Annotated in this window: 25 protein-coding genes; 12 read left to right on the plus strand and 13 right to left on the minus strand. The window is 73.5% G+C overall.

The genetic code is table 11. The features are described 5' to 3' along the window. Positions 1 to 264 precede the first annotated feature (264 nt). Positions 265 to 3,084, plus strand: coding sequence for a BTAD domain-containing putative transcriptional regulator (locus tag ACEY2A_RS07215; RefSeq protein ID WP_374927924.1), 2,820 nt, complete (start codon positions 265 to 267; stop codon positions 3,082 to 3,084). Between the two features lie 64 nt (positions 3,085 to 3,148). Further along, the gene (locus ACEY2A_RS07220; RefSeq protein WP_374927925.1) at positions 3,149 to 3,415 is read left to right on the plus strand and encodes a hypothetical protein; all 267 of its coding nucleotides are present in this window, start codon (positions 3,149 to 3,151) and stop codon (positions 3,413 to 3,415) included. Between the two features lie 66 nt (positions 3,416 to 3,481). Here the strand turns inward: ACEY2A_RS07220 and fmdA are convergent, their stop codons facing one another. Further along, positions 3,482 to 4,735, minus strand: a complete 1,254-nt coding sequence (gene fmdA / locus ACEY2A_RS07225; RefSeq protein ID WP_374927926.1) for a formamidase — start codon at positions 4,733 to 4,735, stop codon at positions 3,482 to 3,484. A 56-nt stretch (positions 4,736 to 4,791) separates the two neighbouring features. Continuing rightward, complete coding sequence (locus ACEY2A_RS07230) at positions 4,792 to 5,079, minus strand: FmdB family zinc ribbon protein (protein WP_374927927.1); 288 nt, start codon at positions 5,077 to 5,079, stop codon at positions 4,792 to 4,794. Positions 5,080 to 5,415: 336 nt separating this feature from the next. Between ACEY2A_RS07230 and ACEY2A_RS07235 the strand changes: the two genes are divergently transcribed. The 3 genes from ACEY2A_RS07235 to ACEY2A_RS07245 all read left to right on the plus strand — a co-directional run bounded on the left by ACEY2A_RS07235 (position 5,416) and on the right by ACEY2A_RS07245 (position 8,024). Continuing rightward, the gene (locus ACEY2A_RS07235) at positions 5,416 to 5,616 is read left to right on the plus strand and encodes a hypothetical protein (RefSeq protein WP_374927928.1); all 201 of its coding nucleotides are present in this window, start codon (positions 5,416 to 5,418) and stop codon (positions 5,614 to 5,616) included. Positions 5,617 to 5,750: 134 nt separating this feature from the next. Further along, positions 5,751 to 7,202, plus strand: a complete 1,452-nt coding sequence (locus tag ACEY2A_RS07240) for a GntP family permease (RefSeq protein ID WP_374927929.1) — start codon at positions 5,751 to 5,753, stop codon at positions 7,200 to 7,202. Between the two features lie 60 nt (positions 7,203 to 7,262). Continuing rightward, entirely contained in the window at positions 7,263 to 8,024 is a 762-nt protein-coding gene (locus ACEY2A_RS07245) for an alpha/beta fold hydrolase (protein ID WP_374927930.1), read from the plus strand. Positions 8,025 to 8,034: 10 nt separating this feature from the next. On the opposite strand, the gene ACEY2A_RS07250 is transcribed toward ACEY2A_RS07245, so the two are convergent. After that, positions 8,035 to 10,362: a cytochrome P450/oxidoreductase gene (locus ACEY2A_RS07250; protein ID WP_374927931.1), complete on the minus strand. Its 2,328-nt coding sequence runs from the start codon at positions 10,360 to 10,362 to the stop codon at positions 8,035 to 8,037. A gap of 309 nt (positions 10,363 to 10,671) precedes the next feature. On the opposite strand from ACEY2A_RS07250, the gene ACEY2A_RS07255 reads away from it, so the two are divergent. Continuing rightward, the gene (locus ACEY2A_RS07255) at positions 10,672 to 11,238 is read left to right on the plus strand and encodes a hypothetical protein (RefSeq protein ID WP_374927932.1); all 567 of its coding nucleotides are present in this window, start codon (positions 10,672 to 10,674) and stop codon (positions 11,236 to 11,238) included. Positions 11,239 to 11,406: 168 nt separating this feature from the next. Here ACEY2A_RS07255 and ACEY2A_RS07260 read toward each other — a convergent pair whose 3' ends face one another. After that, positions 11,407 to 12,192 (minus strand): putative hydro-lyase, encoded by a 786-nt coding sequence (locus ACEY2A_RS07260; RefSeq protein WP_204159557.1) that lies wholly within the window; start codon positions 12,190 to 12,192, stop codon positions 11,407 to 11,409. A 41-nt stretch (positions 12,193 to 12,233) separates the two neighbouring features. Between ACEY2A_RS07260 and ACEY2A_RS07265 the strand changes: the two genes are divergently transcribed. Then, positions 12,234 to 13,175, plus strand: a complete 942-nt coding sequence (locus tag ACEY2A_RS07265; RefSeq protein ID WP_374927933.1) for an acetamidase/formamidase family protein — start codon at positions 12,234 to 12,236, stop codon at positions 13,173 to 13,175. 16 nt (positions 13,176 to 13,191) lie between these two features. Here ACEY2A_RS07265 and ACEY2A_RS07270 read toward each other — a convergent pair whose 3' ends face one another. After that, positions 13,192 to 15,444 carry a hypothetical protein gene (locus ACEY2A_RS07270; protein WP_374927934.1) on the minus strand — a complete coding sequence of 751 codons (2,253 nt, stop codon included), beginning with the start codon at positions 15,442 to 15,444 and terminating at the stop codon, positions 13,192 to 13,194. A gap of 109 nt (positions 15,445 to 15,553) precedes the next feature. On the opposite strand from ACEY2A_RS07270, the gene ACEY2A_RS07275 reads away from it, so the two are divergent. Continuing rightward, positions 15,554 to 15,958 carry a secondary thiamine-phosphate synthase enzyme YjbQ gene (locus tag ACEY2A_RS07275; protein ID WP_374927935.1) on the plus strand — a complete coding sequence of 135 codons (405 nt, stop codon included), beginning with the start codon at positions 15,554 to 15,556 and terminating at the stop codon, positions 15,956 to 15,958. A gap of 35 nt (positions 15,959 to 15,993) precedes the next feature. Here ACEY2A_RS07275 and ACEY2A_RS07280 read toward each other — a convergent pair whose 3' ends face one another. Together ACEY2A_RS07280 and ACEY2A_RS07285 are read right to left on the minus strand one after the other, a co-directional pair. Beyond that, positions 15,994 to 18,213, minus strand: coding sequence for a hypothetical protein (locus ACEY2A_RS07280; RefSeq protein ID WP_374927936.1), 2,220 nt, complete (start codon positions 18,211 to 18,213; stop codon positions 15,994 to 15,996). Between the two features lie 406 nt (positions 18,214 to 18,619). Continuing rightward, the gene (locus ACEY2A_RS07285) at positions 18,620 to 19,669 is read right to left on the minus strand and encodes a zinc-dependent alcohol dehydrogenase family protein (protein ID WP_374927937.1); all 1,050 of its coding nucleotides are present in this window, start codon (positions 19,667 to 19,669) and stop codon (positions 18,620 to 18,622) included. A gap of 106 nt (positions 19,670 to 19,775) precedes the next feature. Here ACEY2A_RS07285 and ACEY2A_RS07290 point away from each other — a divergent pair, with 106 nt between their 5' ends. From ACEY2A_RS07290 to ACEY2A_RS07305, 4 genes are all read left to right on the plus strand, one after another. After that, positions 19,776 to 20,321 carry a GNAT family N-acetyltransferase gene (locus ACEY2A_RS07290; protein ID WP_374927938.1) on the plus strand — a complete coding sequence of 182 codons (546 nt, stop codon included), beginning with the start codon at positions 19,776 to 19,778 and terminating at the stop codon, positions 20,319 to 20,321. A 76-nt stretch (positions 20,322 to 20,397) separates the two neighbouring features. Then, positions 20,398 to 21,075, plus strand: a complete 678-nt coding sequence (locus ACEY2A_RS07295; RefSeq protein ID WP_374927939.1) for a type IV toxin-antitoxin system AbiEi family antitoxin domain-containing protein — start codon at positions 20,398 to 20,400, stop codon at positions 21,073 to 21,075. After that, positions 21,072 to 22,010 (plus strand): nucleotidyl transferase AbiEii/AbiGii toxin family protein, encoded by a 939-nt coding sequence (locus ACEY2A_RS07300; RefSeq protein ID WP_374927940.1) that lies wholly within the window; start codon positions 21,072 to 21,074, stop codon positions 22,008 to 22,010. Before ACEY2A_RS07295 ends, ACEY2A_RS07300 begins: the two co-directional genes overlap by 4 nt. A gap of 110 nt (positions 22,011 to 22,120) precedes the next feature. Further along, positions 22,121 to 22,789: a hypothetical protein gene (locus ACEY2A_RS07305; protein WP_374927941.1), complete on the plus strand. Its 669-nt coding sequence runs from the start codon at positions 22,121 to 22,123 to the stop codon at positions 22,787 to 22,789. Between the two features lie 44 nt (positions 22,790 to 22,833). Here ACEY2A_RS07305 and ACEY2A_RS07310 read toward each other — a convergent pair whose 3' ends face one another. From ACEY2A_RS07310 to ACEY2A_RS07335, 6 genes are all read right to left on the minus strand, one after another. Then, complete coding sequence (locus tag ACEY2A_RS07310) at positions 22,834 to 23,115, minus strand: hypothetical protein (RefSeq protein ID WP_374927942.1); 282 nt, start codon at positions 23,113 to 23,115, stop codon at positions 22,834 to 22,836. Positions 23,116 to 23,242: 127 nt separating this feature from the next. After that, positions 23,243 to 23,509, minus strand: a complete 267-nt coding sequence (locus ACEY2A_RS07315) for a type II toxin-antitoxin system VapB family antitoxin (protein WP_374927943.1) — start codon at positions 23,507 to 23,509, stop codon at positions 23,243 to 23,245. A 59-nt stretch (positions 23,510 to 23,568) separates the two neighbouring features. After that, positions 23,569 to 23,937, minus strand: coding sequence for a PH domain-containing protein (locus tag ACEY2A_RS07320; protein ID WP_374927944.1), 369 nt, complete (start codon positions 23,935 to 23,937; stop codon positions 23,569 to 23,571). A 101-nt stretch (positions 23,938 to 24,038) separates the two neighbouring features. Beyond that, the gene (locus ACEY2A_RS07325; protein ID WP_374927945.1) at positions 24,039 to 24,710 is read right to left on the minus strand and encodes a hypothetical protein; all 672 of its coding nucleotides are present in this window, start codon (positions 24,708 to 24,710) and stop codon (positions 24,039 to 24,041) included. A 15-nt stretch (positions 24,711 to 24,725) separates the two neighbouring features. Beyond that, a complete protein-coding gene (locus tag ACEY2A_RS07330; RefSeq protein WP_374927946.1) occupies positions 24,726 to 25,388 on the minus strand; it encodes a hypothetical protein in 663 nt (220 codons plus the stop codon). 24 nt (positions 25,389 to 25,412) lie between these two features. Continuing rightward, complete coding sequence (locus ACEY2A_RS07335; protein ID WP_374927947.1) at positions 25,413 to 26,093, minus strand: hypothetical protein; 681 nt, start codon at positions 26,091 to 26,093, stop codon at positions 25,413 to 25,415. Between the last annotated feature and the right edge of the window lie 32 nt (positions 26,094 to 26,125).

Raw genomic sequence — 26,125 nt, forward strand, 5'->3', positions numbered from 1 at the left:
GAACCCATGGGATTCTGCTCCGAGTGCGGCGCAGCGCTCCCCCGCTCCGCACGCCTGTGCCTGGGGTGCGGCACGCCGGTCCAGCGCCCTGCCACGGACACGGACGGCCCCCGCACCACCGGGACCACCCCACAGCCCCCCCCATCACCGTCGAGGGAGACACCCTCACCGTCACCTGGCCCTGATCCCTGTGATGGGGCGGTGCCAGTGCCTACGCTGCCCCCATCACGGCAGCGCCGCCGTGGGGTGGCCGAGAGGAGAGAGATGCACCTCGCCGTTCTGGGGACGCTCGTGGTCACGGACGACTCCGGTGCAGCGCACACCTTCGCCAAGCGCGAGCGCCGCGTGCTGGAGCTGTTGGCCGCCCGCGCACCGCGCCCGGTGCCGGCCGCGGAGATCATCGCGACCCTCTGGCCGGAGGACCCGCCCGCCAGCGCCGACAACCAGGTGCAGGGCTGCTGCTCCCGCATCCGGCGGGCACTCAAGGGACCGGACGGGCCCCCGATCCTCTACGCCGCGGGCGCCTACCGACTGTCCGATGCGGTGGAGCTCGACCTGGACCTCTTCCGCACCCACGTGCGCCAGGGCCGGGCGGCCCTGCAGAAGGGTGACGAGGACCGCGCGGAGCGCGAGCTGGCCGCGGCCCTGGAGCTGTGGCGCGGCACCCCCTTCCCCGACGCCCTCCCGGGCACCTACCCGGCGGGGCTCGTCACCTCCCTGGAACGGACCCACATCGACGCCAGCGAGCTCCACTGGGGCCTGGTGGCCCGCACCGACCCCGACCAGGCCGTGGCCGAGCTGGAGCGTCTGGTGGCCCTCCACCCGATGCGGGAGAGCACCTGGGCGGCACTGATCTCCACCCTGGCGGCGGCCGGCCGGCGGGCCGAGGCCCTCTCCGCCTTCGCCCGACTGCGACACACCCTGCGGGAGACCCTGGGGGTCAACCCCCCGCAGGAGCTCCTGACGCTCCACGAGCAGATCCTCCGCGGCGACGCGCCCGGGGCGGTCCCGGCAGCCGCGGCCGAGCAGCGCCCCGAGGGGCACCTCCCGCCCGTGGCCCGCACCTTCGTGGGCCGGCAGCCCCTGCTGACCCGGATCGACCAGGCCCTCACCCGCGAGGGGGTGAGGGTGGTGCTGCACGGGCGCTTCGGCATCGGCAAGTCGGTGCTGGCCGTGCAGGCGGCCCACCGGGTGGGGGCCCGGTTCAGCGGTGGGGTGTTCTACGTCAGTGCCCACGGCGGCACCTCCACGGAGCGTGCCCCGGGCGCCGTGCTGGAGGACCTCCTGGCCCAGGCCGGCACGCCGCGGCACGACATCCCCACGGACCTGGAGTCGCAGCGCCGCGCCTGGAGGACGGTGCTGGAGTCGCGCCGCGCCCTGGTGGTGGTGGACGGCGCCCCCGACCAGGCGTTCATCGAGGCGGTACTGCCCTCCGGGGCGGGCATGGCCCTGGTCACCACGCAGCGGGCCATGCGGTCGCTCCCCCAGGCGGAGAACCTGGCGGTCGGGCCGCTGATGCCCTCGGACTCGGTGGAGCTGCTGCGCCGCAGCCTGGGCGCCGACCGCCTCGCCGGCCAGGAGGACCGCGCCCGCGCGGTGGCCGAGGCCTGCGGACACCACCCGACCGCCCTGCACCTGGTGTGCAGCAAGCTCCGCTCGCACCCGGGGTGGGACCTGGGGGTGGTGCTGGACCAGCTGCGCAGCACCGACCTGGTGCTCCCCCACCTGGCGGCCAGCGGGCTCGACCTGCGCGCCGGCATCGAGTCGGTGCTGGAGGACCTGCCCATGGCGGCCCGGGAGGCCTTCGACCTGCTGCCCCTGCTGGGCGAGGCGCCCTTCCCCGGGTGGACCATCGGCGCCCTGGCGGGCACACCCCAGTGGTTCGGGGTGGTGGACTCGCTGGTGGAGGCGCAGCTCCTGATCGAGGAGGGGACGGACGCGCTGGGACAACCGCGCTACACGATGCAGACGCTCACCAGTGCCGTGGCGCGGGTGCGCGGCGAGCGCGGCGACCCGGCACTGCTGCGCGCGGCGAGCGGGCGCCTGGTGCGCACCTGGTGGGCGCTGGCGCACCGCGCCGCGGCAGGGGTGCCACCCACGCTGCACGACCCGACCCTGCTGGACCCCGAGGCCCACCAGGCCGTGCCCGCACCGGCGACCTTCCTCGATGCGGGGACCCTCCGCTCGCTGGAGAGCCCCCGGGAGTGGCTGCGCACCGAGCGTCACGGGCTGTCCGCGGCCGTGGAGCTGGCCGCCGAGCACGACTGGCCCCTGGAGGCCGCTGGGCTCGCCGGTGCCCTGCTGCCCTTCTACGACTACGAGTGGCTGCACGGCGACTGGGGCCGGGCCACGAAGGCGGCCCTGGGTGCGCTGGACCGGGTGCCCGCCGGGGAGCGCACCCGGGAGCTGCGCCTGGCACGCGCCCGGATGGTGCGGGCCCAGGCACACCTGCAGCTGTACCGCACCCGCCACGAGGCCGGCGAGGGCCTGGCCCGGGAGGCGCTGGGGCTGTTCACCGCCGAGGGCGACGACCGCGGGGCGGACCTGTGCCGGCTGATCCTGGTGACGGCCACCCGGGAGCTGGGGCGGCCCAAGGAGGCGTTGGGCCACGCGGTGGACGCGCAGCGGAGCACGACGCCCCGCATCCGCTCCGCCGCCCTGTCGGTGGCCGGCGGGCTGCTCAACCTCGCCGACCGCCAGGAGGAGGCACTGGAGGTCTACGACCGGGCCGTGACCGATGCGGTGCTCGGCGAGGACGACCACCGGCTGGCGTTGGCGATCCGCGGGCGGGGCATGGCGCTGGCCGGGTTGGGCCGCGTGGAGGAGGCCGTGGCGGAGGTGCAGCGCTCCATCGGCCTGCTGCACGAGATCGACGACCCCGGGTGCGCCGCCCAGGCCCTGCGCTCACTGTCGCGGTTGCGGGAGCAGCAGGGGGACCTGGAGGCTGCCGAGGAGGCTCGCCAGCAGTTCGAGGCGTTCTACGCCTCCGTGGGGCGGCCCGGCACCCGGGGTCCCTACGACGCGACCACCCCGCGGCTGTGGACCGCGGGCGCCCAGCTGGACCAGCGCCCCGACCGGCGCTGACGGTCGGGGTGGCCCGCCGGGCGTGGTCGTGATGGAGTGTGCCCGCCCCGTCGAAAGGTCACCGATGCCCCAGTCCAGCTCCCCGGGCCCCCGCTCCCCGCGCGATCAGCGCAAGGTCGCCGGCGCCACCATGGCCGCGGCCGTGGCCTTCTTCCTGGCCTGGTGGGTGCTGGGTGACGAGTGGCCCTCGCTGACCAGCTTCGAGGGCTGGGGGCCCTTCCTCATCGCCGCCTTCCTGGGCGGGACGGTGCTGGTGGTGGGGCTGGCGCTGGCTGAGCCCCGCGACCCCCGCGACGCGCACCTGGACGACTCCGACCGCGGCACCGTCTGAGGCGCCCCACCCAGCAGGCGAGGCGCCCCACCCGTCAGGCGGGGCGCCCCCTCGACGCGGCGAGGCTCACCCCATCACGGACTTCGGGGCGCCGATCCCCGGGTCGATGCGGGCAGGCTCGCCCGCCGTGGGCCGGATGTCGATGTCGAAGATCTCCGTGGGCAGGTAGACCGTCGCGCACGCGTTGGGGATGTCCACCACACCCGAGAGCCGGCCCTCGATGGGCGCGGCGCCCAGCAGCAGGTAGGCCTGCTCGGCGGACCAGCCGAAGGTGGTGAGGTACTCGATGGCGTGCAGGCAGGCCCGCTGGTAGGCGAGGTGCGAGTCGAGGTAACGCTGCTCCCCATCGAGGGTGACGGAGGTGCCGGAGAAGCTGAGCCACTGGCTGTAGCGGGGCTCCACGTTGCCGGGCATGAAGATGGCGTTCTCCTTGACGCCGTACTTCTCCATGCCGCCGGGGATCACGTCGACGTGGAAGTCGATGAAGCCGCCCATCTCGATGCCGCCGCAGAAGGTGATCTCACCGTCACCCTGGCTGAAGTGCAGGTCACCCACGGAGAAGTTCGCCCCATCGACGAAGACGGGGTAGAAGACGCGGGTGCCCTTGGACAGGTTCTTGATGTCCTGGTTGCCGCCGTTCTCGCGGGGCGGGGCGGTGCGGGCGGCCTCGCCGGCCACGCGATCGAACTCGCCCTCGGGCACGCCGCCCAGGACGGCGGAGTCGGGCTGCGGCGGCAGGGCCAGCGGCGGCACGCGCTCGGGGTCGGTGGCGATGAGGGCGGCCTCGCGGGCGTTCCACTTCCCGAGCAGCTCGGCGGAGGGGGCGGTGCCCATGAGGCCGGGGTGGATGATGCCGGTGAAGCTCACCCCCGGGACGTGGCGGGAGGTGGCGGTCTGACCGGTGAAGTCCCACACGGCCTTGTACGCGTCGGGGAACTGGTCGGTGAGGAAGGAGCCACCGTTCTTCTTGGCGAAGATGCCGGTGTAGCCCCAGCCCTGGCCGGCGAGCGGGCCCTCCTCCTGCGGGATCGGGCCGACGTCGAGGATGTCGACCACCAGCAGGTCGCCGGGCTTGGCGCCCTCCACACGGAAGGGGCCGGAGAGTGTGTGGACGCTGTTCAGCGGGGCGTCGCGGACGTCATCGGCGGAGTCGTCGTTCTTGATGAAGCCGTCGAACCACTCACGGCAGTCCACGCGGAAGGTGTCGCCCGGCTTGACGGTGGCCACCGGGGGGATGTCCGGGTGCCACCGGTTGTGGCCCAGCTTCTCCTGGTCGGTGAAGGACTTGTCGGAGTCCAGCGGGAAGATGTTCGTCGGCATCGGGCTCTCCTTCGGGCGGGCCGCCCCGGACCTCCCGAGGCGGCGGTCGGGGTGGGTCAGGGGCGGGGAAGCTTGGCGTGGCGGGGGTCGCGGCTCACGGGGGTGGCGCGCTGCGCGCGACCGGGCGGCACCGCATCGACGACGCCGGGGGTGTGCGCGGTCGCCCGGGTGGAGTCGATGAGGCGGCCGGCCGTGGACTGGCTGCGGCCGAGGCCGGGCGATGAGGGGAGGCGCCGGGCGTCGGAGCCGCAGGTGGGGCAGGTCAGGGGCGCGTCGGCCTGCGACAGGGGGATGCGCAGCTCTGTGTGGTGCTGCGCCTCGCACCGGATGTCGTAGAGCGGCATGCGGCCTCCTGTTGCTGGCGGCCGGGGTGTTGGCAGCCGTGGCTGTGTGTCCTGCGTCACGCCGAACCTATCGGGGGGCCGGTGCGGCGGCAAGGGGTGGTGGGGGCGGGTGACGTGGGGAGGGGGCGCCGGTGCGGGGCGCTGGTGCGGGGCGGGCGGGCACTCGCCCCAAGGCGCTCGGACGCCGGGGCGCCGACCACGGCAAGCTGGCGCGCCAAAGGTGAACCCGGCACGCCGAACACGGCGTGCCGGGTTCACCTTTGCCGTGCCGGGTCCCCCTGGCGAAAGGACGTGGCGCCGGTACGGTCTCCTCCGCCACACCTCGAGGAGGGAACGATGGACAAGCGACGCGCAGGCTGGCGCTTGGCGGCCATGGTGTCGATGGTGTTGACACTGCTGCTCCTCCGCACCGCCATGCCGGAGGACGACGGGTTCGGCGGCTGGGTGCCGTTCATCCTGGCCGGAGCCGTGGGGCTGGGCGTACTGATCGCGGGGGTGGCCATCACCGACGAGGACGAGCGCAGCGGCGGAGTCTGACGCGCGTCGCCCGGTCACCGCGACGGTGTGCTCTCAGGGTGGGACACCCGCCGCCACGGGGCGTCGCGCGCCGCAGGCCTCCGCCACGCAGTACTGTCCGGGTGACCCACGCCACATTCCGGAGAGGAAGCCTCGTGACCCTCGGCCTCATCGGCATTGCCGTCTCGTTGATCCTGCTCATCGTTCTCGCGTACCGCGGGCACTCCGTCCTGGTCGTGGCACCGGTCGCGGCTCTCGTGGCAGCACTCTTCTCCGGCGCCCCGCTGCTGGGTACCTACACGCAGATCTTCATGCCGGCGCTGGCCGGGTTCCTCAGCACCTTCTTCCCGCTGTTCCTCACCGGTGCCATCCTGGGCAAACTCATGACCGACAGCGGGTACGCAGAGGACCTCGCCAGTTGGATCTCCGACCGCCTCGGGCCCAAGCACGCCCTGCTGGTCACGGTGCTCTCCACCGCTCTGCTCACGTATGGCGGCATCAGCGCGTGGGTCATCGTCTTCACGATGTTCCCGGTGGCCACCTTCCTCTTCCGGCAGGCCGACATCCCCCGCCGCCTCATGCCCGCCGCCATCGCGCTGGGCATCTTCACCTTCGCGACCGCGGCCCTCCCCGGCTCGCCGCAGATCCACAACGCCATCCCCACCCGCTTCTTCGGCACCAACACGTTCGCCGCACCCGGCCTCGCCCTGGTGTGCGCCGTCATCGTGTTCGGCCTGGGCATGTGGTGGCTCGCGGTGCGGCAGCGCCAGCTGGCCGCGGCGGGCGAGTCGTACACCGACCTGACCGAGATCGAGCGCCGCGACGCCGACGCCGGTCGCCCCTCCTCCTCCGATGCGGTGACTCCCCTCACCGCGGACGACTCCCGCGCGACCCGGCGAGTGAGCACCGCCCAGGGCCTGATCGGGCTGCTGCCGATCCTGGTGGTCGTGGGCGTCAACGCGCTGCTCACCTACGTGGTCATTCCCGCCATGGACACCGCCTACCTGTCGGAGGAGAAGTACGGCGGCGTCACGGTGGAGCAGGTGGCCAGCATCTGGTCGGTGGCCGTGGCCATGCTCGCCGCCATCGTGGTGATCTTCCTGCTGCGGCCCCGCCGCGCCCGGACCTACGTGGAAGGCCTGTCGCAGGGTGCCAAGAACTCCGTGCTGCCGGTCTTCACGACCGCCAGCGAGGTGGCCTACGGCGCGGTGATCGCCGCTCTGGCTGCGTTCGCCCTCATCCGCGACGGCATCTTCGACGTCTCGGACAACCCCATCGTGACCACGGCCCTGTCCACGGCGGGCATCGCCGGCGTGACCGGGTCGGCCTCCGGCGGTCTGACCATCTCCCTGAACACCTTCGGCGAGCAGCTGCTCTCCCAGGCGAACGCCCTGGGCATCGACCCCGAGGTGCTGCACCGCGTGGCCGCCATGGCCTCGATCAGCTTCGACTCGATGCCGCACAACGGCGCCATCATCACGCTGTTGCTGGTCACCGGACTGACCCACCGCGAGTCCTACAAGGACATCTTCGTGGTGACCGTGCTGGTGCCGTTGGTGGGCCTTGTGGCCGCCGTGGGGCTGGGCATGGCCTTCGGTTCCTTCTGACCGCGGCTCGGGGGCACCCAAGGGGTGGCCCCCCGCCTGCTGCCCCACTAACGTCGGCGCATGGACACCTCCCCTCGCACCCACGGCTCCGGCGACCACACGGTCCTCTACCTTCATGGCTGGTTCGGCTCGGCCCAGGCCGGGTGGGGCACCGAGTTCGTCGACACCCTCGACGCTGACGCCTGCACCCACGTCTTCCTCGACCACCGCGGGTACGGCCGCCGCCGGGACGAGGCAGGCGAGTTCACCCTGGACGAGATCGCCCGCGACGCCCTGGCCGCCGCGGACCAGCTGGGCGCCGGGACCTTCTCGGTGGTGGGCCACTCGATGGGGGGTGCCGCCGCCCAGCGCGTGCTCTCCCTGGCACCGGACCGGGTGGAGGCGATCATCGGCATCAGCCCCGTCCCCGCCTCCCCCACTCCGCTCGACGCCGATGGGGAAGCGCTCTTCGGCGGCGCGGCGCAGGCCGACGAGAACCGCGCCACCATCATCGACGTCACCACGGGCAGCCGCCTGAGCCGCCGGTGGATCGACGCGATGGTCGCGACCTCCCGCACCGAGTCCACCGAGGAGGCCTTCGGCGCCCACTTCCGTTCGTGGGTGTCCGCGGACTTCGCCGATGAGGTCCCCGGCGACGCCGCCCGCAGCCTCGCCATCGTGGGCGCACACGACCCGGCACTGGGCGAGCAGACCATCCGGGCCACCTGGTGCGAGCTCATGCCCTCCGCGGAGGTCGTGGTGCTGCCCGATGCGGGGCACTACGCCATGAACGAGGCGCCGATCCGCACCGCCACGGAGATCAACCGCTTCCTCGCCGGCTGAGCCACACCGGTCAGAGGTCGAGCACGAGCCGGTCGCCGCAGGCCCGCGAGCAGCAGGTCATCATCGACCGGCCGGCACGTCGCTCCGATGCGGTGAGCACCACGTCGCGGTGGTCCACCTCCCCGGAGAGAACCGGCACCTCGCACGACCCGCAGAGGCCCTCCTCGCAGTCGCTGGGGACGTCGATGCCGGCGGCGCGCAGGGTGTCCAGCACGGTGGTGTCGGCGGCCACCTCGAGGGTCTGGCCGCTGGTCTCCAGCTCCACGGTGAAGGCGTGCTCGACCGTCGGATCGAGGGCACCCAGGGTGCTGGCGAAGTGCTCCAGTTGGAGCATGTCCTCCGGCCAGTCGGCGGCCAGGTCCGTCAGCGCGTCCAGCAGTCGCTGCGGTCCGCAGGCGTAGACACGGGCGTCCTCGGGCAGGTCGGCCAGCAGCGCGGGCAGGTCGGCGCGCTGTCCCTCATCGGCGGCGTGCACGGTGACCCGGTCGCCGTGGTCACGTTCCAGGCGGTCCAGCAGCGCCATCGTGGAGCGCGACCGGCCCAGGTAGTGCACGCGGTAGTCGCGGCCCGCCGCCTTCGCGGCATCGGCGTGGGCGAGGACCGGCGTGATGCCGATGCCGCCGGCGACGAGCACGAGCGGGCCGCTCCCCTCATCGAGGCCGAAGTGGTTCCGTGGCCCACGGACCGTCACCTGCTGACCCGGCCGGATGGTGTCGTGCACCCAGGCCGAGCCGCCCCGCCCCTCGTCCTCGCGCAGCACCGCGATCTCCAGGTGGTCGGCGCCCGGATCGCCGCACAGGCTGTACTGGCGCGAGCGCAGGCCGTCCTCCCCCTCGCCGCAGTCGAGGTCGATGTGGGCGCCGGAGGTCCACCGGGGCAGCGGCTTTCCGGAGGGGTCGACCAGGCGGATGCCGACGACCTCCGCGGTCAGGGGCGTCACCGCATCGACGGTGAGGACCCGCGAGAGTGCGCCCTTGGAAGGCTCACCGATGGTGATCGGCCGGTGGCGGTCCAGGATGCCGGGGTTCGTGCGCTCCGGGTTGGCCGTGGGGTCCCACTCCACCCAGAGGTGCTCCGGGCCGCGGAACGAGGTGTTGGGCACGTAGGAGAACTCCTGGCCGGCCACCAGGCGCATGTGGGGCAGGCGAGTGGTGAGCTCCTCGAGGAAGACCTGCATCTCCATCCGGGCGAGGTTCTTGCCCAGGCATTGGTGGACGCCGTAGCCGAACGTGAGGTGCTCGGCGGCGGACTCGCGGCGTGGGTCGACGGTGTCCGCATCGGCGAAGTGGCGCTCGTCGTGGTTGGCCGAGGCGCTCACGATGAGGAGCTTTGCCCCCTCTGGGATGTCCACGCCACCCACCTGGGTGTCGCGGAGTGCCAGCCGCCGCCAGGCGGCCACGGACCCGGCGTGGCGCAGGCTCTCCTCCACCGTGTTGGCGAGCAGGGCCGGATTGGCGCAGACCTCGTCCCAGACCGCGCGGTGCTCCATGAGCAGCTTGACCATGTTGGCCGAGGCGTGGGCCGTGGTCTCGTGCGCTGCGACGATGCCGGCCATCATCATCGAGTGCAGGTAGGAGTCGGTGACGACCTCGGGCTGCTCGGCCTGCGCCCGCACGCTGAACGGCATCCACCCCGGGGCGTCAGGCTCCTGGCGGATCTTCTCGAGAACCTCGCCGGCGTACTGCCAGAACTGCCCGACGTTGTGTGCCACCTCCACCTGCTGCTCGGGCGTGGGACGGCCCCAGGTGTTCACGGTGTGGGCCACCGAGAAGCGCTTGAGGGTCTCCATGTCGTCCTCCGGCACACCGAGGAAGTGGAAGGCGACGTTCAGCGGTATCCAGTAGAGCAGCTGGGTGACCAGGTCGGCGCGGCCCTCGTCGATGAAGGCGTCCACGGCCTCGCGGGTGAGGCGGCGGACCATCGGCTCGTGCTCGGCCAGGTGCTCGGGGGCGAAGGAACCCATCAGGGCGCGGCGGCGGGCCATGTGGGCGGGCTCGTCCTCGTTGACGAGCGTGCGGTTCAGGCCGAAGTCGTAGGAGCGCAGGACCTCGGTGGCCTCGTCGGTGGTGGGGGTGATCTTCTCCAGCGCGATGCGGGGGCTGAACGTCTCGTGGTCGCGGAAGACGGCGCGCACGTCCTCATAGCGTGTGACGACCCAGTAGCCGAGGGCCTCGTCGTAGAACACGGGCTGTTCCTTGCGGAACACAGCCGTGGCGGCGGCGGGGTCGTGTTGGTAGGCGTCGCCAAAGGGGTCGAAGGGGTGGCGTCCAGCGTGCTGCTCGCGGTGTGCAGCGGTGTGCGCGACGGGGCAACCGGTGGGCGTGGTGGTGTCGGTCATGGCGGGCCTCCCGGGCGGTCGACTGTGACCCGGGCCACTGTAAGCGCGCGGGACGGCCCGGGTGATGGCGGGGTGGCGCGGCGGTGGCGTGGCCTCATCACGGACCTGGCACGCCCACTCCCCCCACCCACACACCCGCGTAGTCCCGCCCGGCAGTTACCGCTGGCGCCGTCGCCAGCGTCGCCGTCGTCGCCGCCTGATGCGGGGCCCGACAGCGCAACGACAGCCGATGGGGCGAGGATCCCCAGCATCAGCTGATCGCCGCGCGACCGGCCACCGCCCACACGCCCCATCCCCAGGGAGAACACCATGGACGACCGCACCCCGCAGGGCGCCAGCCCGCTCGACGCCACCGACGGCCCGCAGCCGACGACCCCGCCGCACGAGCACACGGGCCCGCAGTCGAGCACCTGGGCGCCCGGCCAGGAGACGCCCCAGCAGAACGCACTGGCCCCGTACCCGCAGGGCAACCCGTCCCACACCGGGCACCTGCAGGCGGGCTCCTACCCCGGTCAGCAGCCCGGCCAGCACTTCGCCGGCTCCTCGCACCAGTACCCCGGCCAGCAGGGCCTCGCCGGCCCGAACGGTCACGCCGGGCCCAACGGTCAGATGATGGCCACTCCAAAGAGCCCTGAGCTTGCCGCCGTCGCCAGCTTCTTCATCGCCGGCCTCGGCCAGTTGGTCAACGGCGACGTGGCGAGGGGCCTCATGTTCTTCTGCGCGATGGTAGGCATGGGCATCCTCTCGGCCCTGCTCACCTTCATCCTGCTCGGGTGGATCATGTGGCCGTTCATGTTCGCCACCTGGCTGTGGAACATCTTCGATGCCCACAAGGGAGCCCAGAAGCGCAACATGCGGATGGGATACGTCGGCTGACGCAGCCCCCTGCCAGGAGCTGACACACCCAAGCGGCACCTGACACACCGTGTTCGGTATGTCAGGTGCCGCATTGCTGTGTCCACTCGTGCGTGACGGCCGGGCACCGGGTTGCCAGCTTCCCGACCGGCCCCCGACCGGCCGACCAGCCCCCGGCCACACTCCCGCCTACCGCCGCCCGTCGAGCACGTCCGTCACGAACATGTGCCCCGGCGCGTGCGTGATCGCCCACGGCGGGCGCGACGCCTCCAACACCACCTGCGGCGTCACCCCACACGCCCAGAAAACCGGCACGTCCCCGGGCTCCAGCTCGGTCGCCTCCCCGAAGTCCGGCCGCTCCAGGTCGCCGATCCCCAACCCGGTCGGGTCCCCGGCGTGCACCGGCGACCCGTGCGCCAGAGGCACCGCAGCGCTGGTCGTCGACGCCAGCGGCACCAGGCCCATCGGCATCGGCCGCATGGAGACCACCAGCTCCCCGTGCAGCCGCCTGGCTGGCACGAGCGGCCGGTTGGTGCGGTACATGGCCACGTTCCGCCCCTGCTCGATGTTCCGCACCGGCACCCCTGCGCTCTGCAGCGCCGCCTCGAAGCCGAACGAGCACCCGAACAGGAAGGCCACGGCATCGTCCTTCCAGTGGTCGGTGGCGTCAGCCACCTCCTCGACCACCCGCCCGTCGCGCCAGATGCGGTAGGCCGGCAGGTCGGTGCGCAGGTCGGCCTCCTCGGCCCAGGAGGTGGTGGGGTCGCCGGGGTCGGTGACGTCCAGCAGCGGCATGGGGGCCGGGTTGCGGTGGGCCAGCAGCAGCATGTCGAACGCCCAGTCGGCCGGCAGCACCACGAGGTTCGCCTGCGTCACGCCCGGGGCCACTCCGCTGGTGGTCCGCACCTCCCCGGCGCGGTAGCGCAGCCGGGCCGCCCGCGCCTCGGCCACCGGGTCGTTCGATGGGGTGTGCATCCCCCCAGCGTAGGCAGCACCGCGCCGCCTACGCTCGGGGCATGACCACCCACCTGCTGTCCAAGGACGCCGGCGCCCCCGGCATCGACGCCGCCCGCGAGCCCGTGCTGCGGGTCGCTCCCGGCACCGGCGAGCGCATCACCTTCGAGACCGACGACGCTGCCTACGCGCAGATGGACGAGTTCCGCGACCTGGCGCAGGTGACCGCGCCGCTCAACCCCGTCACCGGCCCGGTGTTCGTCGACGGCGCCGAGCCCGGCGACGTGCTCGCGGTGACCGTGCACGGCATCGAGCTGGGCGACCACGGGTGGTCGGTCTACATCCCCGGCGCCGGCGCGTTGGCCGGGGTGATGGGCGACGAGTGGTTCGTCCGCCGCATCCCGCTGGCCGACGGCCGCGCCCACCTGTCCGACGAGCTGGTGGTCGACATGGCGCCGATGATCGGCTGCATCGGTGTCGCCGCGGCCGCCGACGAGATGTCCACGGTCATGCCCAGCTACCCCACCGGCGGCAACATGGACCTCACCGATGCCGCCGTGGGCAGCACCGTGTACCTGCCGGTGCAGGTGGCCGGCGCGCTGCTCTACATCGGTGACCTGCACGCAGTGATGAGCCGCGGCGAGTCGTCCTTCGTCGCCATCGAGGCCGCCGGCCGCGCCACCGTCTCGGTCGACCTCGTCAAGGCCACCGATGTGGCGACTCCCCTGCGCGCACCCCGCATCGACACCGGCGACGAGCTGCTCTGCGTCGGCCTGGGTGACCCGGTGCAGGACTCCGTCGCGATGGCGTACGAGTCGCTCTTCGCGGTGCTCACGCAGGAGCACGGCTACAGCCCCGGCGACGCGTACGCGCTGATGAGCGCCGTGGCCCACACCGAGCTCGGCGGGCCCACCGGCTCGTCCGACCCCGACCCCGTGCACCCCTTCCGCGCGGTGGGCGCGGTGACGGTCGCCCGCATCGAGAAGCGGTGGCTGCGGGGCTGATGGGGTGAGCCCCGCCTCAGGGCTCCAGGTCGTCGTGCAGCGCCACCCGGGAGAGCTCGATGGTGCCGTCCGGCAGCCGCCAGTAGCTCAACCGCCGGGCCGAGGGCGTCTTCTGCTGCAGGGGCGCACGCCGGCAGACCGCGCCGTCCTCGCGCGTGACGGCCGGGGCGTTGCCCGCCTCGCCGCGCCGCAGCACGTGGTCCTCGTCCACCCCGCGCCCGGTGAGCACCGCCACGGCCACGCGCAGTACGCGGTCGCGCGAGACGCCCTCCACCGTGCGCAGTGAGTCCGCCATGGCCGGTCCGATGCGGTAGCTCGCCGGCAGCGGCCACGTCGCCTTGTCCTCGGGCCGGGTGGTCTCCACCCAGGTGCGCTCGAGCTCCCACCGCAGCTGCCGCTCGGGGTCGGCGAAGCCGTGCACCTGGTCCACCGCCCCGGTCCGCCCGGCCTGCCGTTCGCGCTGGGCCCGGGTGCGGGCCTCGCGGTTCTCGCGGCGCAGGCGCCCCACCTGCTGCTCGGCGCGCTGCCGCTCCCGCGCCTCGACCTCCACCTGCCGCCGGGCCCGCGCCGCCTCCATCGAGTGCAGCTTCACCATCTCCTGCAGGTCCCGCACCCGCTCGGCCAGTGCCCGCTCGCGCGGGGTGCTGCCCGGCGTGACCAGGGGGCCGGTCGGCGGGTCGCTCGGCTGGCTGCCCGCTGCCGTGGTCACCCCAGGACCCGGCGCGGCGCCCGTCCCCTCCGATGCCGTGCCCCCACCGTCCGCGCCCGGCTCCCCAGCGCCCGGGCCACCCTCACCCGGCAGGTCGACGTGCGTGCCCCAGTCCTGCTGGTCCAGCCACGGCGGCCCCCCGGGCAGCAACGCCGGGGCCGGGACCACGGCCTCGTCGTCGTCCACGTCGAGCAGGCTCAACCCGAGGGCGCTGGACGTGCCGTCCTCGCCCGCGGCAGCCGCGCCCGCGCCCTCCGGCCTCGCGCCCGCGCCCTCGCCCGCGCCCGCCACGACCCGCGCGGCCAGCACCTCCCCGGGGCTCACCAGGTCGCGCAGCCGGTCCAGCTCGTTGCCGGTCACCTGCGCCAGGCCCACCGCCACCGTCACGCCCGGGGCCGGCTCCAGCTCCATCGTCGCGTCGGACACCTCCGCCACCCGAGCCAGCACCACCTCACCGGACACCCGGGCGCGCCACCACGCGGCGTGCTCCCCCGCATCGGGCGTGACGTCCACGCGCCCACGGGTGGCGTCGAACCAGCCGGTGACGCGCTGCCCGGGGGCCACGATCCGCTCCGCCGGAACCCCGGGGGCGACCAGCTCGGGCCACAGCACGGCCGACCCGCCGCCGTCGAGCTCCACCAACCCCCGCCCGCCGACCACGCCGCGCACCGTGCCGGTCACCTCACGGGCGCCCTCCGGGGTGGTGGACGTGCCGCCGGTGCGCACCAGCGCGTTGACCAGGTCCCGCGAGAGCGCCTCGGTGGACCACTGCGCCTGCCGCTCGTCCTGGCCGAGGCGCAGTGGGGCGAGGCGCCCGTCATCGAGCCAGTCGGTGCCCGGCGGGTAGACGCGCCCGGCGCCGCCGTAGACCCCCTCGCCCTGCAGCCGCTCGGTGAGGCGCCAGGTGGCCGCCCGCGTGGTGAGCACCTCCACGTCGGCGTCGGGCCCGGCCTCCTCCCGCAGGCGAGCGACGTCGATGAGGGGAGCGTCCGCATCGAGCGGCGCCGTCACCACGACGACGGGGCGGGCGCGGGCGGGGTCGAGCAGGTGCTCAGCGAGGGCGTCGGGGTCCTGGGGCGATGCGGTGTGCCCACCATCCGCGGCCGCCGGGCTCCCGTGGCCGGCTGCGGTGCGCGTGGTGGCCGGGGCGGGCTGCTGGCCGGTCATGCGGCGCCCGGCCACCTGGTGCTTGGCCTCGGTGATGAGGCGCTGGGTGACGCGGTCGACCTCGGAGGCGGACTCGGGCTTGTGGGCCAGTGGGGGCAGCAGCTTGCCGTCCTGGAGGGCGGGGAAGACGCGTCCGGCGCCGCCGAAGACCTGGGCGTGGCCGGGCAGTCCGGCGTTGAGCTCCCAGGCCGGTTGGGCCGCGACCACGCAGACGTCCGCGCGACCGCGCAGGGCGGCGTGGATCTCCTCGGGGTCCAGCACGCCGGCCTGGCCCTTGGCGTCCTCGGTGAGCACCACCAGTGGGTGGCGGCGCTGCGGGTCCAGGAGGCGGCGGCGCAGGGCAGCGGCCTCGGAGTCGGTCTCCACCCGGGTGACGCCCTGCTGTCCGGCCATGGGTGAAGAGTAGTCAGCGACAGCGAGAGACAGCGGCCGGAGCGGGGTGGCCCCGCGTGCCGGGCCGACGGGCGCGACGGCCGCCCGGGTGCGTGACAGCATCGAGGCCATGGAGACGACCACACGTGAGTACCGCACCGGCAGCCAGGACGTCGTGCTGGACATCACCCGCGACTGCGAGGAGTTCGTGGCCGGGCAGGGTGACGGGCTGCTGCAGCTCTTCGTGCCGCACGCGACGGCGGGCATCGCCATCATCGAGACCGGCGCCGGCAGCGACGACGACCTGCTGTCCGCCCTGGGCGACCTGCTCCCCGCCGACGACCGGTGGAAGCACGCCCACGGCACCCCCGGGCACGGCCGCTCGCACGTGATGCCGGCCATCGTCCCGCCCCACGCCACCGTGCCCGTGGTGGACGGTCGCCTCGCCCTGGGCACCTGGCAGTCGGTGTGCCTGGTGGACCTGAACGTGGACAACCACGACCGCACGGTGCGGCTGTCCTTCCTGACCGGATGAGGTGAGCGTCGCCCGCCGCTGTGGCCCGGCCCGCCTCAGGGCTCCAGGTCGTCGTGGAGCGCCACGCGGGAGAGCTCGAGCGTCCCGTCCGGCAGCTTCCAGTAGCTGAGCCGCCGCGCTGACGGCGTCTTCTGCTGCAGCGGCGCCCGCCGACAGACCGCCCCGTCCTCGCGCGTCACCGGCGGGGAGTTCCCCGCATCGTCACGTCGCAGCACGTGGTCCTCGGGCACCCCGCGCCCGGTGAGCACGGCGACCACCACCCGCAGCACCCGGTCCCGCGAGACCCCCTCCACCTGGCGCAGCGAGTCCACCATCGCCGGCCCGATGCCGTAGCTCGCCGGCGGTGGCCAGGCCGCCTTGTCCTCGGGCCGGGTGGTCTCCACCCAGGTGCGCTCGATCTCCCAGCGCAGCTGCCGCTGCGGGTCGGCGAACCCGTGCACCTGCTCCACGGCCCCGGTCCGCTCGGCCTGCCGGTCCCGCTGCGCACGGGTGCGGGCCTCCCGGTTCTCGCGGCGCAGGCGCTCCACCTGCTGCTCGGCACGCTGACGCTCCCGCGCCTCGACCTCCACCTGCCGGCGGGCCCGGGTGGCCTCCAGGGAGTGCAGCTTCACGGTCTCCTGCAGGGCCCGCAGCTGGTCGACCAGTGCCCGTTCGCGGGGAGTGCTGGCGGGCGTGGCCACCGGGGCCGTGGGCGGGTCGGCGGGACGCTCCGGCGCCGGCGTGGGCGGCCCACCGGCATCCGGGCTGCCCGCGCCACCCGGTGCACCGACCCCGCCGGACGCGTCGCCAGCCCCCACGCCACCGGCGCCCGCCCCCTCATCGGACCACGCGTCGGCGCCCCAGTCCTGCTGGTCCAGCCACGGCGGCCCACCGGGCAGCACCGGGGGCGGAGGCACCACCTGCTCCTCGTCGTCCACGTCGAGCAGGCTCAGCCCGCGCCCCGCGTCACCGGACTCTGCCTCGCCCGGGGCCTCCACCACGCGGGCGGCCAGCACCTCCCCGGGGCTGACCAGGTCGCTGAGGCGGTCCAGCTCGTTGCCGGTCACCTGCGCCAGACCCACCGTCACGGAGACCCCGGGTGCCGGCTCCACCGCCATCTGCGCATCGGACACCGACATCGCACGAGCCAGCACCACCTCACCAGGCACCCGGGCGCGCCACCAGGCGGCGTGCTCCCCCGCATCGGGCTCCACGTCCACCCGCCCCCGGGTGGCGTCGAACAACCCGCGCACCTGCTGCCCGGGGGCGGCGATGCGCTCGGCGGGCACCCCGGGCGCCACCAGCTCGGGCCACAGCACGGCGCTGCCCCCGCCGTCCAGCTCCACCAGCACGCGGCCACCCACCACGCCGCGCACCACGCCCGTGACCTCCCGGGCGCCCTCCGGGGTGGAGCTGGTGCCGCCGGCGCGCACCAAGGCGTTCACCAGGTCGCGGGCCAGGGCGTCGGTGGACCAGGCGGCCTGCCGCTCGTCCTGGCCGAGGCGCAGGGGGGCGAGGCGTCCGTCATCGAGCCACTCGGTGCCGGCGGGGTACACGCGCCCGGCGCCGCCGTAGACCCCCTCGCCGGCGAGCAGCTCGGTGAGGCGCCAGGTGGCTGCGCGGGTGGTGAGCAGCTCCACGTCGGCGTCGGGGCCGGCCTCCTCGCGCAGGCGGTCGACGTCGATGAGGGGAGCATCCGCATCGAGGGGGGCCGTCACCACCAGCACGGGGCGGTCGCGGGCGGGGTCGAGCAGCCAGGCGGCGAGCGCGTCGGGGTCGCCCGCCCTCGATGCGGTGGGCGCGCCCGGGGTGGCACCTGCGCCCGTCCCACCGGGTGGCTGGGCAGCGGCTGCCGGCGCGGGGGGCTGCTGGCCGGTCATGCGACGGCCGGCCACCGTGTGCTTGGCCTCGGTGATGAGCTGCTGGGTGACGCGCTGGACGTCCGCCTCGCCCTCGGGCTTGTGGGCCATTCCCGTGGGGAGCAGCTTGCCCTCGTGCAGCACGGGGAACACCCGGCCGGCGCCGCCGAAGACCTTGGCGTGGCCGGGCAGTCCGTCGTTGAGCTCCCAGGCGGCCTGGTCAGACACCTCCACCACGTCGGCCCGGCCGCGCAGGGCGTGGTGGATCTCCTCGGCGTCCAGCCGCCCGGCCAGGCCCTTGGCGTCCTGGGTGAGCACCACCATCGGGTGGCGGCGCTGGGGATCCAGCAGGCGGCGGCGCAGCGCAGCGGCCTCGGACGTGGTGTCCACCCGGGTGACGCCCTGCTGTGCCGACATGGGGGAAGAGTAGTCAGCGACAGTGAGATGACAGCACGGCGTGGGGTGGGTGGGGTTGCTGCGCCCGTGTGGCGATGTGGCCGCTCCGGGGATTCCCGTATGGCGATGTGGTCGCCTTGGCGGCCAGTACGTCACACGGGAACCAGCCCCACGACCAGAACGCCGCACGCGCGGGGGCATCTGTTCGTCGCAATTCGGGATTCCGCAACCGTTCGTCGCAGTTGGGGCCACATCGCGCTCTCAGGCCCGAAGAACGACGAACCGATGGGCGGGAAGCGGACCGTGTGACAAAGCGGTCGCCGGCGGGCACTCCCGTGTGGCAAAGCGGTCGCCCAGGCAACCAGAACGTCACACGCGCGGTCGCCCCAGCGGCCAGGACGTCACACGCGGTTCGATGCGCCCCACCTCAGGGGCGGATGACGGTGATGCCCCCGCCGCCCGTGGCCAGGTCCGCGAGGGCGGCCGGGGCGTCGTCGAGTCCCACCACGCGCCCGACCAGCCCGTCCAGCGGAATGCCGGGCCCTCCCGCATCGCCGGTGATGAGCTGCAGCATCGCCGGGTAGTCGTGCGCCGCCAGCCCGTGCGTGCCGTGGACGGCGAGCTCCCACGCGACCACCCGGTCCATCGGCAGCCCGGTGCGGGCGGCGTCGCCCAGCAGCAGGCCCACCTGCACGTGGCGGCCGCGTCGGCGCAGGGACAGCACCGAGGCCACGGCGGCCGAGGGCGCACCGAAGGCGTCGAGCGAGACGTGCGCGCCCCCATCGGTCAGGTCGTGCACGGCCTCGCCGACCTGCTCGGGGGTCAGGCCGCGGGCGTCGAGCGCGGCGTCGGCCCCCAGGGTGCGGGCGCGGTCCAGGGCGGCCGGGGCGAGGTCCACGGCCACCGCCCGCGCCCCCAGGGCCCGCGCGATCAGCACCGCCGACAGCCCCGCCCCACCGGCCCCGTGGACGGCGACCCACTGCCCGGGCTGCACCCCGCCGTGGGCCACCAGCGCGCGGTAGGCCGTGGCGAAGCGGCACCCCAGGGCGGCGGCGTGCACGTCATCGAGGCCGTCGGGGAGCGCGACGAGGTTGTGGTCGGCGGCGTGCAGCGCCACCCGCTCGGCCCAGGAGCCCCAGCCGGTGAATCCGGGCTGTGTCTGCTGCGGGCAGACCTGGCTGTCGCCGGCCGCGCAGGTGGGGCAGGCACCGCACCCGCAGACGAAGGGCGTGGTCACGCGGTCGCCGACGCGCCAGCGGGTGACGCCCTCGCCCACCTCGCGGACGGTCCCGGCGAGCTCATGGCCGGGCACGTGTGGCAGGGGCACCGGGTCGTGGCCCTGCCAGGCGTGCCAGTCCGAGCGGCACACCCCGGTCGCGCTGACGTCGAGCACCACGCCGCCGGGCGGGCAGGCGGGGTCGGGGACGTCCTGGACGGTGGGGAGGACCCCGGCCTCGTCGATCACCACGGCGCGCATGGTGGGGAGAGTAGGCGATGCGGTGTGCGGCGCCGCGCGTGGCCGGCGCGGGCCGGCGGCGCCGGTGCGGCCGGCGCAGGGGCCCGGCCTGTGGCAGCCTCCCGGTATGGCTGACGACCTGACCGTGCGCCCCATCGGAGCCGACGAGTGGGAGCAGGTGCGCGACCTGCGCCTGGCCGCGCTGCGGGACCCGGACGCGCGCATCGCCTTCTACACGCGCTACGACGAGGCGGCCGCGCGCACCGACCAGCAGTGGCGGGAGAACGCGCTGGCGTGGTCGACCGATGCGCCCGAGCCGACCGGGCAGCAGGTGGTCGCCACCACGGCCGATGGGGTGTGGGTCGCCTCCGTGGTGTGCATGGTGCAGCGGGCGGGTGAGCCGGAGTTCGGGGGCGGCACCATCCCGGTGGACCGCGGCCAGCTGCTGGGCGTCTACGTCGACCCGGCCCACCGCGGGCGGGGGCTGTTGGGCCGGCTCACGGAGGCGGCGGCCGACTGGGCGCGCGACCAGGGCCTCGGGGTGCTGTCGCTGTGGGTGCACGAGGACAACGCCCGCGCCCGAGCCGCCTACGCCCGCCTAGGTTTTCAGCCCACCGGTGTGCGGGCCGTGGAGGCGATGGGGCCGGAGCTGCAGATGGAGCGGTCGCTGTAGGTGTCGCCACAGGGCCTTGCCCTGACCTGCTGACTAAATTACACTCAGGTGCAATCTAGTCAGCAGGGAGGTGGCTGTGCGTTCCAGCGATGCCCTGACCGCCCTTGCCGAGCTCGGAACGGAGAACGAGGGCTTGGTGACCACTGCCCGGGCGGGCGCCTTCGGCGTGACGCCGCTGGACCTCAAGCGCCTCACCGACCAGGGCCACGTCACGCGTCTGCGCCGCGGCGTCTACGCCCTGCCTTCGGCACCCAACGGCCCCCTGCAGGAGCTGCGCGCCGCATGGCTGGAGGCCAGCGGGCCCGACCCCTGGGCCGGCGACCCGCCGGACACCGTCGTCTCGCACCTGTCTGCCGCCGCCGTCCACGGGCTGGGCGAGGTCATCCCCCACCGGCACGAGTTCACCTCACCGCGACGCCGCCAGACGGTGCACGATGACGTGCGCTTCCACCGCGCGACCCTGTCACCTTCGGAGCACACCACCTCCCAGGGCCTGGCCGTCACGACGGCGCCGCGCACGCTGGAGGATCTGGCCCCGGTGGTGGACCTCGACCACTTCGCAGCGATGGTGCGGGATGCGTTCTCTGTGCGGCACGTCGGGATGGGGTCGCTCTTCGCAGCACTCGACCGGTGCGCCCCGGTGTTCGAGCTCCCCGGGCACGCGGAGCTGATGCAGGAGTGCTTCCACCTGGTGGGCGTCCCGCCAGAGCTGGCAGCCGCCCAGGAGGTACTCCGGGTGGTGCAGCGCGCATGACCGCCACCCCGCGCCGGCCGCAGACGCCGCAGGCCCGCAACCGCCAGCTCACGGACCGGCTCCGCGCCGCGGCCAGGTCCCGGAACGTCCCGGTCGGCATGGTGCGCAAGCAGTTCGTGTTCGCGCTGCTGTTCAAGCGGCTCTTCGCGGAGCCGGATGACGACTGGCTCCTGCTCGGTGGCAACGCACTGCTGGTCCGCCTGGGCGGAGGTCGCTTCACCCAGGACGTCGACCTCGCCCACCCGCCGGGCGACCTGGACGCCGAGACCCTCCTGGCCGCACTGCGCGCCAAGGTGGCACGCGACCCCGGGGACGGCTTCACCTTCGAGCTCCACAGCATCACCACGCACGACCGCACCCAGGGTGACGGGTACGGCACCCGCGCCCACACGGTCCAGGCGCGCGCCCTCATCGGAGGGGCGTTGTTCGAGCCCTTCTCCATCGACGTCACGCGGCGCCGCCACGTCATCGGCCCGGTGGATCGTGCGCGGCCGACGCCCGTCATCGACGACCCGTCGTTGGCGGACCTGCCGGAGGTGCCCGTCGTCCCGCTGGAGAACCACGTGGCCGACAAGGTGTGCGGCATGTACGAGCGGCACAAGCGCGGCTCGGCCTCCACGCGCTGGCGTGACCTCGCCGATCTGGTGCGCATCACCCAGGCCTTCCCCCTCGATGCGGGGCGACTCGCCCAGGTGCTGCGCCACGAGGAGCAACGCCGTGGGATGCGTCTGCCCGCGGCCATGGGGGCACCCGGCGAGCAGTGGGCGCGGCGCTACCCGGCCGCGGCGCGGGACTTCGCCGAGTTCCCGGAGCGCTTCCACACCCTGGACGCGTCGTTGGCCGCCGTGGGCGCGTGCCTCGACCCGGTGCTGGACGGCTCGGTCACCCGCGGCCGGTGGGACCCGGCGGCGCAGGCCTGGGCGACCGGCGGCTGAGGCGACGCTCACCCCATCCCTCTGGAGGCTCATGGCAGCGCGGCGGGCCCGTGGCGAGAATGGGCGCGCGCGGCCACACACCCGCGCGGATCCCACGTCAGGAGAAGCCCATGCGTCGCATCGCCGTTCTGTCCACCCTCGCGCTGTCCACCGTCGCGCTGGCCGGGTGCGGGGGTGAGGCCGAGACGCTGTCCAAGGAGGACGCGAAGGCCGTGCTGCTCAGCGAGGACGCATTCCCGATGGACGGCTTCAGCAAGTCCGAGCAGGAGATCTCGTCCGACGACGAGGGCGACGACGAGGGCGACGACGAAGGCGGCAGCGACAGCACCTTCCAGGACCTCACCGCCGAGTTCGATGACGTGCCCCAGGGCTGCCTGGACGCCGGCAAGGCCATGGACGAGGACGACTCGCTCAACACCTCGGACGACAACGGCCTGGCCAAGGCCACCTACACCAAGGGTGAGCAGGTGGCGGAGCTGAGCATCTCCGAGAAGCAGGACAACCACGACGACGCGGTCAAGGCCGTCCACAAGCTGGCGGACGAGTGCGGTGAGCTCACCGGTGGCATGTTCGACATGACCATGGGCTTCGAGAAGGTTGACCAGGACGACGTGGACGGGCTCGTCATGAAGATCGCCGCCATGGGCCAGACCCAGGAGATCACCCTGCTGGTGACCACCGTGGGCGAGAACGTGGTCGCGGCGAGCGGCGAGGGCCTCTCGACCGATGACCTCACCAAGGTGCTCGAGGAGCAGAAGAAGGCCATCGAGAAGAAGTGACCAGGACCCCGCAGGGCGGCGCCTGACCTACCGAGAACGGTGCGTCAGGCGCCGCTGTGCTTCCTGCGCTTCCCGTGCTTTTCCGGGTGGTAGTGCCTCAGTTCCCACCCGAGCCAGAAGAACAGCACCAGAAAGGCTGCGGCCAGCACGCCGACGGCGACGGCGCCGGCGGTGTTGCCCTCGCGGTAGAAGCTCACCGCCACCCCGGCAATCACCAGTGACGACACGAGACAACCCCACTTGGCGATGAGCGTCCTCAGTCGGTTGGTCCCCGACCGGAACGCCGCCTCTCGCTCCTCGTGGGTCTGCGCCCGCCACCGCCTCATGCTCCGCCTCCTGCATCTCGCACCGCCGATGCGGTGACGCTCCCCATGGTGACACCCCGGCTCCCCCACGCCGGGCGGTGGCCGTGGCGTCAGTACGGGGCGGCGACGATGGCCGAGCTGTCGACGATCACCGGGGCAGCCCGTGGTCGTCGTAGAGATCCGCCAGATCATCACGCAGGGAGCCACTGCCTGTGCCCTGCAGGTCGATGCGGATCTGGTCCACCAGCGCTGTGACCTTCCCCCACCGCTCGTCCTCACTCGGGCGCTCAGCCGCGTGGCGCTCGAGGTACTCCTCCAACGCGGCCTCCAGCGCGCTGGTCTGGGACGTGCCGCGCAACGCCGCCACCTCCCGCGCCAGCTGGTGCACGCGCTCGTTCTTGATGTTGAGGGCCACGGTTACACCGTACGCCGCGCGCGTTTCACCATGGTGGCCCAACGCACTGCCCCGGACCGTCACCCACCCAGCACGGCCCGCGCGATCAGCCCGTCGAGCCGGCGCACGTCAACCCCTCGCAGCAGGTTGATCTTCACGTGCCCGGCGCGGGTCCACAGCCCCACCTCGGCGTTCACGTCAAAGCGCCCAGCGTTCTCCGAGGACCACATGTTGATGGAGCTGTAGGGCAGCGAGTACATCTCCACCTTCTTGCCCGTCAGGCCCTGGGCGTCGCGCACGATCAGCCGGTGGGTGGTGAAGATGGCCGCGTCACGGATGGTCTTGTACGCCGCCACGGCCTCCTCCCCCGGCACCAGCATGTCGATGACGTCGCCCGGTACGGGCACCTCGTCGCTGAAGGTCCACTCGGCGATGCTCGAGAACTCCATGGGCCGGGCCTCTCTCTAGAGCTGATGAGGCTCGCAGCGTACGGCGGCGGCCCCCACCCCGCCACGGTCAGCCGATGCGGTGGCGCCCGCCCCGCCGCTCCTCATCGACCCCCGCGCCGCCACCGGGGCGACAGGCGCTGCAGGGGCATCAGCAACAGCAGCCCCAGCATCACCGGCAGCGTCACTACCGGGGAGGCGATGGCCAGGTTCACCATCCACTCGTCACCGAACGCGACCAGCAGCATGGGGCCCGCAACCCCCACCAACGCGACCGCGCACAGGACGATGGCGACCGGCAGGGCCAGGAACAGCGGCAGCAGCCCACAGAACATCAGCAGCACGGACCACGCGGCGATCCACGCCCCCGCGGCGAAGATCAGCAGCGTGGGCGCCCACCACGAGTCCCCCAGGCTGGCCGGCGTCGGCACGAACCGCCCCAGCAGCGCCGCCGCCACCCCACAGATCACCGCGCCGCCGCCCACCAGCAGCAGGAACATGGCCACCACCACGGGGCGCGAGAGCGGAACGTTGTTGGCCGCCTCACCCAGCACCGGGTAGAGGGTCAGGACGTTGAGGAGGGCCATGCCCCCGCCGAGCAGGCCCCAGCTGACCCACGCGTCGTCCATCCCCCCATCGATCACGAGATACACCAGGCCCGCGCTCAGCACGATGGCGTTGGCCACCAGCGTCAGGCAGCCCGGCCTCAGGGCGAGCAGCACCGTGCCGGCGGCCCACTCCGCGCGGTGCTTGACGCCTGGTGTCTGCATGACCATGGGCCCCACCCTTTCCTAGTCGTCGTCCTCGGGCAGCGCGAAGAGTTGCAGCGGGATGGTCAGCAGGAGCCCGATCGCCATCGGCAGGGTCACCAGCGGCGTGAGCAGGGCGAGCTTCACCATCCAGCTCGCGCCGTGGTCGGTGAGCACCATGGGGCCGATGACACCGGCGCAGACGAGCACGATCAGCACGAAGGCGCCCAGCTGCGCGGGCACGGTCCGTACGCGCCCGATGAACGCCACGGGCACGGCCCACGCGGCAATCCATGCCGCCGCGGCGAAGATCAGCAGGGTGGGTGTCAGCCACGCGTCACCCAGGGAGGCCGGTGGCGGTTCGATGCGGGCCACCAGCGCCGCGGCGATGCCGGCGGTCACCGCAACGCCCACGAGCACCGTGAGGAACATCATCAGCACCACGGGGCGGGAGGCCGGCATCACCCTGGCCACCCTGCCCACCACCTTGTAGACGCTCATCATGTTGACCAGGGCCAGGATGCCGCCGAGCAGGCTCCACATGGTCCATGGGGCGTCCATGTCCTCCTGCAGCATGGCCACCACGGCCACCGCCATCGTGATGATGTTGATCACCAGGGCGATGAACCCGGGCAGCAGCGCGAGCAGGAGGGTGCCTAGTGCACGGGTGGGGGATGGCGTTCCGGGCGGCGTGAAGCTGGGCATGGGCCCATCCTGCCGGGAGGGTGGTTACGGGGCCGTCGTGCCGCGGGTGGGCGCGTGGAACGGCCGGTGGGCCCACAGCATCAGTCCGATGGCCGGCAGGGTGAGCAGGGTCGATGCGGTGACCCACCCCACCATCGTGGGCGTGCCCAGGTGCACGAGGAGGGCGGGCGCGAGGGGGCCCAGTGCGGCGATGAGGACCATCACCATGCCGCAGCCGAGGGCCACCACGGCGGCGCCGGGCGGGAGGCGGACGAGGAGGGTCATGGCAACGAGCCAGGCGCAGAACCAGAGTCCGCCGGCGGTGACCAGCAGGCCCGCGGCGAGGGGGCCCGCGAGCGTGTCGGGCAGCGGCTCGGCCGTGGCGAGCAGGGCGGCGCCGATGCCGGACAGCGCGCCCACCGTGACCATCGCCAGGGCGATGGCGACGAAGATGCCGGTGCGGGAGAGGGTGTCGCTGACGATGCCCTCGATCACCGCCGGGAGCGTGCGCGGGAGGCCGGCCAGCAGGAACAGCGCGGACGCCATGCCCCAGTAGAGCCACGGGTGGTCCCACGAGTAGGAGAACCCGACGACCGGCACGATCACGGCCGCGACGAGGGTGCCGATGACGACGCTCTCGGCCAGGGGGCGGGCCAGGTGGCGCAGTGAGCTGCCGAGCGTGGGCGGCGGGCCGGCGAGGTCCTCAGCGGTGCGCGGTGCGGTCATGGGGCCATGGTGGCGTAGGTGGGGTGGTGGGG

The sequence above is a fragment of the Kytococcus sedentarius genome (assembly GCF_041937525.1).
In the GTDB taxonomy this organism is placed as follows: domain Bacteria; phylum Actinomycetota; class Actinomycetes; order Actinomycetales; family Dermatophilaceae; genus Kytococcus; species Kytococcus sedentarius_A.